The following is a 14,677-nucleotide window of genomic DNA, read 5'->3' as shown; positions in this document are numbered from 1 at the left end:
AAGTTAACCGGAGTAAAAAATGCGTAGGATCATTGTTGTGGAGTATGAAGAGCAATGGCATACCCGATATGAGGCTGAAAGGGGCTTATTACAGAACACGCTGGGGAAGGTAATTTCACAGGTTCATCATATTGGCAGTACGTCTATACCGGGGCTATCAGCAAAACCAATCATAGATATATTGCTGGAGGTATATGATCTGGATGAGCTGGATAAATTAAACTTTGCAATGGAGCGTGCCGGATACTGCGTTCGTGGTGAAAATGGAATTCCAAATCGAAGATATTTCACTAAAGGAGAAGAGCACCGTAGTCATCACGTTCATGCTTTTGGCGTAGGCAATCCTCAAATAGTAAAACATCTGGCGTTCCGCGATTATTTGAGAAAAAACAAGAAAGAAGCTGATGAGTATGCTGAGATAAAGCATGCTGCAGCACTGGCAAGTGAGGATAATATTCCTCTCTATAGTACTCTTAAAGCCGACTTTATCGCTCATCATCTCCGGCTGGCACTTAGAGACTACAAATAACAAAAGTTACTTTTGGCACAAATGCATGATGTGGTGGTATGTCCACTCCTCGCTCTCAGCAGACCTTCAGCGTCACGTGTTTGTCTGCTGTGTGCCAGTCGCACGCGATCCCATGCTGATCGACGGTGTCTTTCAGATGTTGAAGTCCGTACTGTAAAAGGCGGCGATAAGTATGCGCCTGCTCCAGCTCAGCCGACGTGCTGCCGACGGTATGAGGCAAATCGATTACAAATCCCGAATTACGCGCCGAGGCATTATCCGCAACATCCAGCGCTTCAAGCACCACCACGTCTTCGTGCGGACGAAGTTCGGCAATTCGCCGTGCAAATACCAGCCCCGCAAACCCGGCGCCAATCACCAGCCAGTCAGCCGTAACCTTACCGTGCAAGCCGGGATGACGTGGCGTAATACCCCGCAGCGCGGCCCAGCCATTGATATTTTGATCAAGAGGTAAATGTTTAATTTTCATGGGTGAGTCATATCGTTATCCCTGGTGGTGCGATCCTAATAGACAGCCGTATAGATGTCTAATACGTCATTGGGCTAACGATATGCCGCAGCAGGAGATCCGCGTGGGATAATTTGCGCTTACAAAGGCGAGCGGAAGAAATAGTCTCTCTTCGACGATCGATTGGCCGATCCGCCTCGTATCTATAATTTCGATAGTGACATCGAAATTATCCGTTAGAGCAAAGATGAGAATTACTTTAATAATAGCAACGTGAGTATCGTGTTGAATATTTAGCATTATAACGAGAACACTTATTTCCATGAAATTGAAAAAATAATATGGAGTATTAAATGTTTATTCGGCCACTTAAATTAACTCAGCACGTCGATGTGCAGGGTCAAAAAAATGCAACTACGGTGGTGCTTCTTCATTCTTTGGGGACGGATTTGCACCTTTGGGATTTGCAAATGCCGCGTCTGAGTGAACGTTATCGCGTTGTTCGCCTGGACATTCGCGGGCATGGATTAAGCGCAGTCGACGCTCTGCCATTTTCAATGTCAGATTTGGCAGACGATGTCGTGGCGGCGCTGGATCATCTTCAAATCAATGAGTTCTATGTGGCAGGGGTGTCAATCGGCGGGACAATAGCGCAATGGATTGGATTTAAGATACCCAAACGAGTTAAGGGAATGATTATTATTGATACTGCACTTGTGAATGCCGCCCCGCCTTCGCTCTGGCGAGCCAGGGCTGAAGATGTATTCCACCACGGTGTCGAACATCTGGAGATGGGAATTTTAAGCAAATGGGTGACACCGAAATTTATCGACTCGCCTTACGCAGACGGGATGAAGCAGATGCTGCGCCGGACAACCGTTGAAGCCTTCGCGGGTTGCTCTTATGCCATCGCCGATACCGATCTCACCGATATGACTATTCCGGGGGTAAGGGCTGTTGTGGTGAGAGGGAGCGAGGATCAACTTACGCCCCCGGACTACGCGCAACGGCTGGCCGAAAAGCGTCATGCAGAATTGCATACCCTGCCCGACGCAGCGCATTTACCGAATTTTGAGCAACCCGAGGCGCTTACTGATGAAATCGTCTCGTTTATTGAGAAGAAGGATACGCATTAACACTCGGAGTGAATCTTATGAATCGTCGGTTGTTTATTGGCGCAAGCCTGAGCCTGTGCGCAGGTGCTTTAATGCTTCCTGCCGCATTAAAAGGGTTAATGGATCAGAAGGGCGATCTCCTCGAGATGGAACTGAAGGGGGGAACCGTCACCATCCGTTTATTTTCCGATTTAGCCCCCCGGCATGTTGAACGCATAAAATCTCTGGTGCAGGCCAAATTTTACGATGGCATGCCGTTTAGCCGGGTCATTGAGGGTTTTATGGCGCAAACGGGTGATCCGATAAAAGAGACAGGGCTGGATTACATGAGATTACCGGCGCTGACCGCAGAATTTAATCCTCTGCCTTTCGAGCGAGGTACAGTCGGCATGGCCAGATCACGGCATCCACACAGCGCCAGCCATCAGTTTTTTATCACCTCCGCCAGAGCAGGGTATTTAGACCAAAAATACACGGCTTTTGGGCAAGTCACGCGTGGCATTGAGTTAATTGATAAGCTCCGCCAGGGGGAGCCTGAAATAGGCACGGTGGTTAATCCGGATATCATAAAAAGCATGAGGTTAGTCTCTGCCAGAGCAGTATAAACCGCCAACGGGTTAATTATTCATTCGAAGGAGTCGATGTAAAATGCCCAGCATTACGCTCTATACGTCTGCAAGCCATCGGTTAGATGCAGATTCTTTTGCGGAATTTTCAACCGCTTTAGCCCTTCTCGCCAAAGAGATACTGAAAGCGAAAGAAAATAATATTCACATCAGCGTTCTCACCGCAGAGATAGGTTTTGGCACGCCGGTCTACTTTGAAGCCAGGCTCAGGCAGGAAGTTTTCCGAACGGTGTCCGTGCTGGATGAATTCATGCATCAGGTGGATTTATTAATTAAGGAGAAGACAGGAGTCACAGCGAGAATTCGTTGTTTCTCTTTTGACGCGAGTAATATTTATGCAAAGAACTAAGGAACAGATTATGAATGCCAATTTTCCAACCAGAGATCTCGGCGATACAGAGGTCATAGCGGTGAGCGATGGATATTTGCAGGTCGGCTTCGGAATGCTTTCAAATGTGGATGAACAAGAGTGCGAGGAAATTCAGCGCAGCGCACAAGTCAGTGAACTCAATGCGGTGCATATCAATACCTTCTTAATACGCAGGAAAGGAAAAAATATTCTTATTGATAGCGGGGCAGGTGGTGTTAAGGGATGGGGAGGCAGGCTGATTGCCAATCTCGCCAGGCTGGATATACAACCTGACGATATTGACGCCGTTCTTCTCACCCACGCACATCCAGACCATATTGGCGGTTTATTAAGTGCAGAAGGTGAAGCTGTATTTTCGAATGCCGAATTGATCATCAATGGCGATGAATTTAATTATCTGGAAGACGATGAAAATTTCGCTGCCGTCAGTGACCGGATAAAAGGTAATTTCCTGTTAGCGCGGAGCATATTTAAAAAGTATCAGAAAAGTCTTCGCCTGGTCGACAATGGCGAGATATTTCCCGGCGTTTTTGCCATCCCGCTGAAAGGTCACACGCCGGGGCATACGGGGTACCGGATTGAGGGCAGCAAAAGCAGTCTGTTGATTTGGGGTGATATTGTTCATTTCCCTCATATTCAACTGCTTAAACCGGAGGTTGCCATTGCCTTTGACTATGATCCTCAACTGGCGGCAGAGACACGTACTCACCTGCTTGAGAGGGTTAGCCTGGACAAGATCCTGGTCGGTGGTATGCATTTTGGTGAGCAAGGATTTGGTTATATTGAAAAGCGTAAATCGGGATATGGGATCGTCGATATCGAATAGTTAACAACTGTAGGTATGACGTTCTGCTCTGAAATGAATTTATTTCCTGACCGGCAACGCAACGTGGCATTTTTGGCGATATACCAGACCCACTGACGTTGCCTTGCCGTTATTAATTTTTTCCTGTGTAACATTGTCGCTATACAACTGAATAAATTTTCCGGCATAAAATCCTATCCTCAGGGGGAACGCAATGAATCCTGCAATAAAGAGAGAAATAAGTCTTGATGCTATTCACGGTGACGTAAATGAAGTAGAGAGTCGTCAGTCAATCACGACAGATAAATTACCGCCACCGCCAAAATTACCATCGCTTACGGGAAGCAGATTCTGGGCTGCTTTTTTAGTATTTTTATTTCACTCATCGCTGGCCAGTGATCTCGCTCCATTTTCAGATCCCACTGTTCAGCATATTTTCACTGTTATCATGGGTAAAGCGGGTTGGCTGGGTGTTTCATATTTCTTCATACTCAGCGGATTTATTATGGTGTGGTCCGCGAAAGATAACGACACCGTGGGTGATTTTTACCTGCGACGGTTTGCAAAGATTTATCCCACCCACTGTCTGACCCTGGTAATGGCGTTCATTATTGGTGCCATCAGCATATATCAATATAAACTATGGACATCAAATCTTCTGCTATTGAATACCTGGGTTGATGATGTTCACTATTTTTTTGTAGGTAACAGACCCAGCTGGTCTCTTTGCATAGAGGCAATGTTTTATCTCTCTTTTCCCTTTCTTTTTAGAGTCATGAAGGCAATACCTAAAAAATTCGATTTACCTGGATTCACAATCGTTACCGCGGCATCCTTATTGGTTCAGACGTATATTTATCTTTGGGTTGAGCCAAACACGATGATGGGGGCATTTCCTATTTCACAGCAGCACTTTTGGATTTCGTATATTTTTCCTCCATCACGCATCTTTGAGTTTCTGGCCGGTATGTTTGCAGCACGGTTGTTGATGAACGGACGAGCACTCATTCTGACGAAAACGGCTTCGCTTGCCCTGCTTGCCGTGACTTACATCGGATCCATGTACATCCCGTACCAATTCAGTATGAGTGTAGTTTTCATTATTCCTGTCTGTTTATTAATTATTTCGATTGCGGGTGATGATTTAAAAAACCGAAATACAATGCTGAACGCTAAAACGTCTGTGTGGTTAGGAGAGATATCTTATGCATTTTATATGGTTCATTTTTTAGTGCTCTTCTATTTCCTCAATCTCACCGCCGGGAGAAAATTCAGTTTACCGGAAGGTATTATGCTTCTCGTCGTTGCGTTAGTTCTCACCGTCTCATTTGCATCATTCTTGTATAAGTACTTTGAAGTGCCAATGATGAAGTTAATCCTGGAAAAGTGCAGAAAGAAAGGGTTTTTGATTCTGCGTAAGCCGGCATAATCTTTGGCAGGGAATTGATTCTCTCTTTATCAAAAAGCGTTTATTCCGAAAGATTTAGCATATTTTGAGTGGGAGGGCATACGCCAGAGGTATGCTCTCAACCTCTGTTTGATGAGTGGCCATCAATAAGATAGGGAATTTGTTCCTGTTTACGCCGAAAGAGTTAATAACCGATATTGTGCAGTCGGGGATCCTGAAAAACGGAGGTCATTATGCCTCTGAATTTAGTGCTATCCAGGTAAGGTGAATCGGTACGGTAAACAAGTTCTATTTTGAAGTCATTGAACTGGCCACAGAGTTCGTGAATTTTTATCTTGTTTTGCACTTCGCCGCTGATCGAACAACGTAATACTAACGACACGCCTTTTCCCGCAGCAATGCTCGAGAACAGCACGGGATAGGATCCGCATTCGACTACGCGCTTAGGGGTGATATGTCCTTCACTGAAAAGAACATTATAGTTGCGGGTAGTGGTTGCACATTTCTTGCTGCTAAGCAAAAAAACTTCCCCATCCAGACTCGAGATATCTTTTATTGTTGGGTAATCTTTCTCAGTGATAATGACCAGTTCACTGGAGAGTAATATGGAACGTGCATGTTGGGTATTTGAAAAACCTGCGCCGATGATGACCGCATCAAACTCGTTTTGATCAAAAGCGCTGAGTAAGCTTATGGTATTTCCAATTGAAATATCTATGTTCCAACCCAAATCATGTCCTAAATCGATCAGTGAAGTGACAATATAGGGTGGCAAACATTCTATAATGCCAATACGTATATTAAGTTGACTACTTTTAGAGTGGGAAATGTTGTTTTTACAATCATCTGCAAGGTTCAATATTTTAAGCGCGTAGTCATAAAGTATCTGGCCTTGCGCAGTCAGTGAGCATCCATCGTTTTTTCGATCTAATAGGGTGACATCCAGGTTATCCTCCAGGCTCCTGATTCGGTGGGAAATACTCGACTGCACTCGATTAAGACGTTCGGCTGCCTGGGTTATGTTCCCTGTCTCCACGACTGTCACGAACGCAAGAAGTTCACTTAGCTTCATTTGAGACCTCATGCTAAAAATTAGTTCACCGTCACAACAATTATTTATATTCTGTATTAATAAGTTTGTCACTATGTTTTAACCCCCCTGGATATGCAGGTCCGATCACTTTTTGGCCACGTTAAGGGCGGGTCAGTATTATTACTCTTCAAACAGACATTAATTCTGAATTGTGAATTATAACAACAGACTCTGCTTACACTTCCTCTCAGTAGCTCATTTCCCTGACCAGCACATTATTTTCAATAGGAATATTGTTACGGCATCAATATTTTCGATGAATCCCTCGATTTTATTCGTTGGTATTTTATTGCCATGCCAATTAGGATTAGATTTGTGATGGCGAATTATTTCCATATAAATCAATTCGTTATCCATATCTATTTTCTGCATTTATATATTACTGGGTCTCCATGACTTGTATTTCGATAATTCATTTTTTGGTTATGGGATGAAATATGGCGCACGCAGAGTTTGATGAGCTAATGGTTCAGCTGGTTGACTATGCCTATGAGCAAGCAACTTTCGATAATGAGACTTTACAACTGGCCCGTTTTTGCCTTTTGGATTCGATAGGTTGCGCGATTGCCGCGTCTACCGATCATGACTGTATGAAACTGATGGGCGCTGCTCAGTTCAGCAAGAGCCGGGACGGTGTGCCGGTTGCCGGTACCGGGCTAAGACTAGGACCTGTCGAAGCGGCCTTTCATATCGGTTCGATGATCCGCTGGCTGGAGTTCAATGACACATGGCTTGCGCAAGAGTGGGGGCATCCGTCCGATAATCTGGGCGCTATCCTGGCGGCCGCAGCATGGCAGAGTCTGGCAGCCGCGGATAAGCCAGCGACTGACATGACGGCAGTGTTGAACACGATGATTCGCGCCTATGAGATCCATGGCGTGCTGTGTCTGTCGAACTGTTTTAATGCGCTGGGTATTGATCACGTTGTATTGGTTAAGGTGGCTTCAGCGATCGCCTCTGCTCAACTGCTCGGTTTGTCAAAAGACCAGGCATTAAGTGCACTTTCCAACGCGATTATCGACGGCCATTCTCTTCGAACCTACCGGCATGCGCCCAATGCGGGAACGCGTAAGTCCTGGGCCGCTGGTGACGCGACGGCGCGTGGCCTGCAACTGGCGCTGTTCGCGCAAAGTGGCGAAATGGGTTATCCCACTGCGCTGACGGTGAGTCGGTGGGGATTCGATGATGCGGTTTTGAGAGGCAAACCCTTTAATCTGTCGCGTAACCTGTCAGATTTTGTCATTAAGAATATCTTGTTCAAAGTCCCCAACCCTGCTGAATACCATGCCCAGACTGCGGTAGAAGCGGCCATTAATCTTCGTCAACGGATACTTGCCGCCGGTTTCTCTCCAGAAAGCATCGAGTACGTGCGGGTGGAGACAACGCGTCCGGCGATTCAGATCATTGATAAATCAGGGCCGCTGAATAACTCCGCCGATCGCGATCACTGTCTCCAGTACATGGTTGCGGTAGGGCTTCAAACCGGAAACCTGACGATTAAGGATTTCCACGAGCCGCTCGCCAGCGATCCTTTGCTGGATGCCCTGCGATTGAAGATTACCTGCACTGAACGTCCTTCCTTTACAGAGAGCTACTACGACGCAGAAAAGCGCGCCATTCCGAATGCGCTCTTTCTGAAATGTCATGGAATGACGGAGGAACTCTCTGAAACCATCGAATATCCGCTCGGACATGTCCGTCGTCGTGACGAGTGTTTCGAGGCGCTGCTCACCAAATTCCATCTGAATCTTTCGGACAGCCCGCTGGGTGACCGGTCCCATATTCTGGCCGAAACCCTGATTAGTGAATCGAAACTGGATGCCATGTCCGTTACCGACCTCCTGAGAATGTTTTCCTGGGACTAGGCCGCATCTAAAACACTTTCAGTTATTCCTTGAGCGCGAGGTAGTGAAATGAAAAAAGCAATACTGGTGGGTTGTGGAGCGGAGATCGGCGCAAACCTGCTGATTCAAAATGATCCGGCGAAGGATGGTTTTGCGATTCAAACTGTGGTCACGAATGCGCCTTCTTTAGATAAACATTATCCTGAACTGGGTCCGATTGATGGCATCGTTGCCCGTCTGGCGATGGCGCATCCCGGCATCCAGTCTCAGATCAACATTATCGATGGCAACACCCTCAACATCGACGGGCGTGAGGTGCACTTTTTCTTCGGCGATCTTGCCAAAGAACTTCCTCCGCAAACGGGTCGCTTCGACATTGGTTTTATCGCGACCAGCAAACTGGACATGGACAAGAACAGCCCTGTCGCCCGTAACATGCAAGAACTTGCCGATGTAGTGCTGGGCGTGGCAGAGGCCAATGAACTGCCGAGTATCTATGGCTGCCTGGAAGATCTTACCCGCGATGATATTGGCACGATACAGCGTCAGGTGGTCGATTCTGGCATGTATTGTCTCGGGTCGTGTCAGACGAATGGGATGCATGCCTCGCTGCGCGTATTGGCCGACGCACTGAGATCCATCAATTGCAATGCCTCGCATATCGTGTCGGTTGAAACCGATATCGTCCATCCAGATACGCCTAACGGTGTACTCGGTACCCGATCCTTCGAAGGCCGCCTTCAGGATGCGCGCGACAACCTCCGTCCGAGCTTCTCACAAATCGCCATGAGTCAGGACAAAGTGATGCCCTGGGCACCGTTAGTGAATACCGTTTCATTACGTGCACCGGTACATGCGCCGGGATATCAGATAAACCGTTTTATCGTAAAGGATGACGGCGCGTTGAACAGGGGGCTCATTGAGGAGGCGATTGAGCGAGTGAGCGAAACACATCCTCATGTTGTTAAGGCATCCCGAAGCCCTTTAGGGAGCCGTGCGTATGCTTACGAACGCAGGTGCTCAACGATTCTCTCAGACAAGAATCATCTGCTCATTCTCCGTCCTGCCTATCTGGCAAGCCAGAATTTGAGTGAAATCATTATCCAGTCGTTTGTTAACAACACCGTCGGCTATAGCGCTGTTGTTCGTGCCGTTGCGCGCAGCATCGCGCTTGGCCTGCCCGTTGCCACTTTCCAGGGGATTGAAAAATGACAAGCTCACACACAGTCGATTTCTTGAGTTCAGGCTTCGTCGTGAAGACAGCCATGTCCGAAATGTTCAATGGCAAGCTGAAAGCAGAAGTGGATCAGATACGCGCGTTGCACGATATCTATCCGGAACTGATGGTTCCGGTATTACACGACGGGCTGGCTGCCGGGCGGCAATTTTATATTCTCGAAAAGATGGATTCCCTGCCTTTGTGCAACATCGTGTTCGACGACCAGCGGTCGCTGGCTGAACGCCGGATGATCGTGAGAAATGCACTGGAAAGCGTGCAGAAAGCCATCGGCCTGGAGTCAGAGGCGCCGTCGACGATGACCCATGATATGCCCGCCAGATTATTGGAAGAGTGGGAAGGTACGCGTTTTGCACACGAGCTGTTTGATAAACCTATTCTGCTTAATGGCGCGCGATTTTGCATAACGGCAAGGGAGGTTTTCGAAAAATCTCTGGAACTGGCCAGAACCGAAGAGTTCAGATCGGTAGAAAAAGCCCATTTCAATTTTCATTTTGGCAATGTGCTTTATAACGAGGAACACGCTCAGACCCGCTTCATCGACCCTGATTTTTCGGTCAGGGGGCTTGACCCGCTTTTCGGCTTCTCCCGATTTGCCTTTTCGTTTTGGCATGAACTGGCGGCCGAAGTGAAAGATGCCGTCAAAATGGTCCCCATGACTGATGCACTGATGTTTGTGCTGGCGAAGCCAGACTACGGCAGCATCCTCAGCGAGATCCCGGAGTTAGGCGGTATTTCAGGTCTGCTGCCGCTGATGGGGGAAAGTATGCGAAACCGGTTCTATGTCCTCACGACCTATTGTTTCCTGAGAAGTATCCGGATCAACGGCAGCAAACAACCCTGGAAAGCACCGCGTTCTCCCGTTGTAGCCAGCCCCGAAGAAGTGTTGATGCTGGGTCTGCTGACCTACCTCGAAGGGCCGAGTGCCGAGACTGAAAGCCTCTGTGCGTGATTCCCATTCAATATAGGATGTTAAGGATATGTCGTTGGTAAGCAGCAGTACCTTAGAACAAGGATTTGAGGCCCCAAGGCGCTATATGGCAGCTGCGGCCATTTTGATTGGTGTGATAATGGCGGCGCTGGACAGTTCCATCGTCAATATCTCCTTACCCACTATTTCCGAAGCATTACAGGTGGATTCGGCCTCTGTCATCTGGGTGACCAACGGCTATCAGGTTGCCAGCGCTGCAACGATGTTGATCTGTGCATCGCTGGGTTCAAGGATAGGGGAGCGGCGCTTCTACACGGCGGGCATGGTGTTGTTTACGCTGGCATCGCTGGGTTGCAGCCTCTCCTCGACCTTTGGCATGCTGGTGGCCATGCGAGTCCTTCAGGGGGTGAGTTATGCGGTGATGATCAGTGTCGGGTTGGGTCTCTACCGCGTTATCTTTCCGCCGAATGCGTTGGGAACCATTTTAGGGCTGAATGCGCTGGCATTTGCGGTGGGTACGGCCATTGGTCCTGCGTTAGGTGGCCTGATCATCTCTTATCTTGACTGGCCCTGGTTGTTCTATATCAATATCCCGTTGGGCGTACTTGCCATTGTGTTCTCGCTTATCTCTTTGGGCGTCGATAACGAGAGGGAAAAAGGCTTCGATTGGGGAGGCGCTATCACTTCCGCCGCCGCCTTAGGGCTGATGGTCATGGCTGTTGATCAAATCGGACGCTGGGACAGCCGCATACTGATACTTTGTGGCGTCGCATCGGTGGCGCTGATCGCCATCTTTCTTAAAGCGCAGACGCGTTCAAAGAACCCGCTGCTGCCTCTCGATATATTTCGTTCCCGGAGATATAGCTTCGCGGTGATCTCTTCTGTCTCAATGTTTGTGGCTCAGGGGATGGCGCTGGTCGGTTTGCCCTTTGTACTGCAGCATGCCTATCACTATTCTGTCCTGGAATCGGCGTTCATCTTTACACCGTGGCCAATTGCCGTTGCAATCTGTGCCCCGGTCGCTGGCAGGTTGTCCAACCGTTTAAATCCTACTCAGATATCGACGGTCGGCGTGATGATTTTCTGCCTGGGTTTAGGGTCTCTGGCTCTGCTGCCGGAAGCGGCGACGGTGAATGATTTTCTTTGGCGTGTGGCGGTGTGTGGGGTGGGTTATGGACTCTTCTTGCCGCCGAACAACAAAGAGATGTTTTCCAATGTCGCAGGGAATCGAACAGTAACGGCCTCGGGGGTATTGTCGACCGCCAGAACTGCCGGACAATCTATTGGTGCGGCGTTGGTGGCAATGGTGATTGCACTTTTGAACGGATTGACGGGGCACGCGAGCGCGCAGTTTGGCGTCTATGTCTTTGGGCTGGCGTGCCTTATCTCCGCATTATCGACTTTCACAAGCATGTTACGCCTGCACCGGTAATAAACTGGACAGACATTCGGCTGCATTGTTCAGCGGCGAGGGTTTCTTCAGTAGCCGGGCATGAAAAGCAAAAAGCCCGCTTAAGTTTCCTTAAGCGGGCTTTTCTAATTTGGCTCCTCTGACTGGGATCGCTTTTGCCAGTAACTGGCTAATATTAAAGCCAAACCTGAAAACTCTCCCTGTCAAGACCACCAGAATGACCACCAATTAAAACTGGTTAAATAAAACTGATTTGAGTAGTCCCGTGCATTTGGTGATCGCTATTATCGTCACATCTATAAGGGCTGTCAGTTATGTGCCAAGAGCGGACTTTGCTCTTTTTTCCTTCAGACGCCTGAGTCCTGTCTCATCGAAACTGTAAGAACAGTATATTCATCTTGGAAAATGAGAGGAACACCATTAGTTGTCACAGTGCAATGGGGATGTTGTTAGGCGCTCAATATGATATGTCGTTTAGAATCAAGCCATATGCACGGTGGAACGCTTCATCCTCAACCATGAATCCTATCGCCTAAAATTGAGAGGCAATACGTTCAGCCCGCCTCACATACTCTCTATAGATTTTCATGATTTTAAAGTTAAATTATAATCATTCATAAAGAAGATGAAGGGTTTGTTATCTTCATATATTATTACATTGACTTTAATTTTACAAGATACAAACAACTGGGGTGACAATGAGAGAATTAGCCAGAACTTATATTAAATATGGTGTCCCAAGTGACTTGGCCTCAAAGTATGAATGCTTAGCGTTATCCGCTTCATCTTTCAGAGCCTTGTCAAAGACATTGTTGAAGCAAAATTACATGTTAGATGATAACGAGATAGAAATAATTAAACAGTATTTAAGTCGGCAACCTATATCTTCAGAGATCATTCAAAAGCTATTGGAAAATAACAACTTCACTTGTTGTTGCTGTACTGGAGCAAAAAGTGATAGTTACATTATTCATCACATTATCAAATATGAGGTATCTCAAGATAATTCATATGAAAACTTGGCTGTTTTATGCCCTAACGACCACGATCTCGCTCATCGAGGGACAGGACTTACTAACAGTTTAACTGGCGAACAAATAAAAAAAGAAAAAGAGAAATGGGAACAACTTGTGAAAGTCAGGAGGCTTGTTGCTGCTTCGCCAGCGGAACTTAAAATATTTTACTTATCTATTCCTCGGTATCAAGAGATAAGCGAAGAAATTGAGAGACTAAAGTCAATTATTTCCGATAAAGAAGATGTCGCCAGTATGAGCATGGCCGTTTTAAAGGCCGAAAGAGAAAACAATGAAGTAAAAATTACTAGATTGGTTGATGAGAAAAACAATCTTGAATTGCAAATTAAAAGTTTAATCAGTAAATTGGCTCAATTCCAACCAGACCAATACACTAGCCTATACAATGAAGGATTAAGTTTGTTTCTAAAGGGTGACATAAATGGAGCCCTTGAAGCCTTAAACGAATTCGAACTAAATTCTCAACTCGAAGAAATTATCGATGCTCATGATGCTGTTTTGAACAGTCTTAAGGGGAATATCGATTCTCGCTTACTTCGAGTTAATTTACTATTTATCAGTGGCGATGAGAAGCAAGCATGTGTTTTTGGAGGAGAAACTTTAAAAATTTGCGAAGATCTTAGTGATAACCATCCGAAATTATTATCAAAACTTGCATTTTGCTTTGAGACGATTGGGAGCTTATATTATTGCTCTAACTATATTGATGAGGCTGAAATACTATTTAAATCAGGTCTTAATTTATGCGGCTATTTAATTGATAATGACGACCGATCAATAACACCTCTGATACCAGATTTTTTACATAACTTAGGTACAATACACTACTCTAGGAATGAGCTAGAGGAGGCTAAAGAGTTTCTTGAACGCTCTCTGCACTGGTATCGGGATCTATATGCCATGTATAGTGATTTTGAGCAATTATCTAGAAACCCACTAACGGATAGTCTCATTAAAAACTACGTAAATTTAAGTGTCACTTATCAATCCTTGGATTTAACAACAGAAGCGCTCAATGCAATAAAAGAAGCAGATAAACTTAAAAGCGGCTTACCTACCTCAGGTGTAAACCAAGCATTTCAAGTGGAATTAAATTCAAGGTATTTATCAAGTAAAGCTAATATTTTATTAAGATCTGGTGATGCTTATGAAGCAAGTAACAACTTAAAAAGTTTAATATTAACTCTTGAGGGACAAGTGAAAGATAACCCCAAAAAATACACAAGAGAATTAGTTAACACTTACCTTGAAATGTGTGCAGCTTTATTTATGAAAGATATCATCGCATCAGAAACAGAAACAGAAACAGAAACAGAAACAGAAACAGAAACAGAAACAGAAACAGAAACAGAAATGACATACTATTGTCATCTTGCCATGCAAAAAGCGAAAGATTTAATAAGCATTGAACCGGAGGGCGATCCTAGTCCGCTTGCATATGCATTAATGTACAATACATTAAATACCATACATAAAGGAACTATAAGCTCATCAGATTTAGAAAATTTAGAAGAAGCTAATTTTTTAGTTGCTAAATTAAAAACTGATGAAGGTGACCAAAATCTCCGTGAAGGAATAAAAAGACTTAACGATTTAATACAGAAGACTCCAAAGTAGTTTCCCTTCACATACAAGGCTACTACATTATATGTGATTAATAGTAAATTAGGCAGAATTGTACAAATTGCAATGTCAGAGTGAACATTAGCGGGTGCCGATAGTATTTAAGCAGTCACAGCAAAAACGTTGATGAACCGCATAATGGTTTAAATACACGTTTTTCGCGAATCAATCGGCCTTCTTGATATCAGGTATGTCCGCTTCAC

The 14,677-nt window shown here is 45.9% G+C and carries 14 protein-coding genes; 11 read left to right on the top strand and 3 right to left on the bottom strand.

What is annotated here, in order from left to right:
• Positions 1 to 19 precede the first annotated feature (19 nt).
• Positions 20 to 529, top strand: a complete 510-nt coding sequence (locus ABSH60_RS06580) for a GrpB family protein (RefSeq protein WP_013578386.1) — start codon at positions 20 to 22, stop codon at positions 527 to 529.
• A gap of 55 nt (positions 530 to 584) precedes the next feature.
• On the opposite strand, the gene ABSH60_RS06575 is transcribed toward ABSH60_RS06580, so the two are convergent.
• Complete coding sequence (locus tag ABSH60_RS06575) at positions 585 to 998, bottom strand: FAD-dependent oxidoreductase (RefSeq protein WP_238485023.1); 414 nt, start codon at positions 996 to 998, stop codon at positions 585 to 587.
• A gap of 332 nt (positions 999 to 1,330) precedes the next feature.
• Between ABSH60_RS06575 and ABSH60_RS06570 the strand changes: the two genes are divergently transcribed.
• From ABSH60_RS06570 to ABSH60_RS06550, 5 genes are all read left to right on the top strand, one after another.
• Positions 1,331 to 2,113: an alpha/beta fold hydrolase gene (locus ABSH60_RS06570; RefSeq protein ID WP_122096442.1), complete on the top strand. Its 783-nt coding sequence runs from the start codon at positions 1,331 to 1,333 to the stop codon at positions 2,111 to 2,113.
• Positions 2,114 to 2,130: 17 nt separating this feature from the next.
• Positions 2,131 to 2,697, top strand: coding sequence for a peptidylprolyl isomerase (locus ABSH60_RS06565; RefSeq protein WP_390973236.1), 567 nt, complete (start codon positions 2,131 to 2,133; stop codon positions 2,695 to 2,697).
• Positions 2,698 to 2,740: 43 nt separating this feature from the next.
• A complete protein-coding gene (locus tag ABSH60_RS06560; RefSeq protein WP_217202696.1) occupies positions 2,741 to 3,067 on the top strand; it encodes a hypothetical protein in 327 nt (108 codons plus the stop codon).
• A 10-nt stretch (positions 3,068 to 3,077) separates the two neighbouring features.
• Complete coding sequence (locus tag ABSH60_RS06555; RefSeq protein ID WP_136375272.1) at positions 3,078 to 3,914, top strand: MBL fold metallo-hydrolase; 837 nt, start codon at positions 3,078 to 3,080, stop codon at positions 3,912 to 3,914.
• Between the two features lie 193 nt (positions 3,915 to 4,107).
• On the top strand, positions 4,108 to 5,322 hold the full coding sequence (locus tag ABSH60_RS06550) for an acyltransferase family protein (protein ID WP_390973233.1): 1,215 nt from the start codon (positions 4,108 to 4,110) through the stop codon (positions 5,320 to 5,322).
• Positions 5,323 to 5,485: 163 nt separating this feature from the next.
• Here ABSH60_RS06550 and ABSH60_RS06545 read toward each other — a convergent pair whose 3' ends face one another.
• Positions 5,486 to 6,373 (bottom strand): LysR family transcriptional regulator, encoded by an 888-nt coding sequence (locus ABSH60_RS06545; protein ID WP_136375270.1) that lies wholly within the window; start codon positions 6,371 to 6,373, stop codon positions 5,486 to 5,488.
• Positions 6,374 to 6,589: 216 nt separating this feature from the next.
• Entirely contained in the window at positions 6,590 to 6,751 is a 162-nt protein-coding gene (locus ABSH60_RS06540) for a hypothetical protein (protein WP_390973231.1), read from the bottom strand.
• 80 nt (positions 6,752 to 6,831) lie between these two features.
• Between ABSH60_RS06540 and ABSH60_RS06535 the strand changes: the two genes are divergently transcribed.
• From ABSH60_RS06535 to ABSH60_RS06515, 5 genes are all read left to right on the top strand, one after another.
• Entirely contained in the window at positions 6,832 to 8,259 is a 1,428-nt protein-coding gene (locus ABSH60_RS06535; protein ID WP_122096437.1) for a bifunctional 2-methylcitrate dehydratase/aconitate hydratase, read from the top strand.
• Positions 8,260 to 8,307: 48 nt separating this feature from the next.
• The gene (locus ABSH60_RS06530; RefSeq protein ID WP_122096436.1) at positions 8,308 to 9,450 is read left to right on the top strand and encodes a hypothetical protein; all 1,143 of its coding nucleotides are present in this window, start codon (positions 8,308 to 8,310) and stop codon (positions 9,448 to 9,450) included.
• On the top strand, positions 9,447 to 10,427 hold the full coding sequence (locus ABSH60_RS06525; RefSeq protein WP_122096435.1) for a hypothetical protein: 981 nt from the start codon (positions 9,447 to 9,449) through the stop codon (positions 10,425 to 10,427). The genes ABSH60_RS06530 and ABSH60_RS06525 overlap by 4 nt, the downstream gene beginning before the upstream one ends.
• Before the next feature lie 28 nt (positions 10,428 to 10,455).
• Positions 10,456 to 11,838: a DHA2 family efflux MFS transporter permease subunit gene (locus tag ABSH60_RS06520; protein WP_390973228.1), complete on the top strand. Its 1,383-nt coding sequence runs from the start codon at positions 10,456 to 10,458 to the stop codon at positions 11,836 to 11,838.
• A 677-nt stretch (positions 11,839 to 12,515) separates the two neighbouring features.
• On the top strand, positions 12,516 to 14,468 hold the full coding sequence (locus tag ABSH60_RS06515) for a tetratricopeptide repeat protein (protein ID WP_390973226.1): 1,953 nt from the start codon (positions 12,516 to 12,518) through the stop codon (positions 14,466 to 14,468).
• Positions 14,469 to 14,677 lie beyond the last annotated feature (209 nt).

The sequence above is a fragment of the Rahnella sp. R3(2024) genome (assembly GCF_042920125.1).
GTDB lineage: Bacteria > Pseudomonadota > Gammaproteobacteria > Enterobacterales > Enterobacteriaceae > Rahnella > Rahnella rivi.
This window is presented reverse-complemented; position numbering and strand designations above follow the sequence as displayed.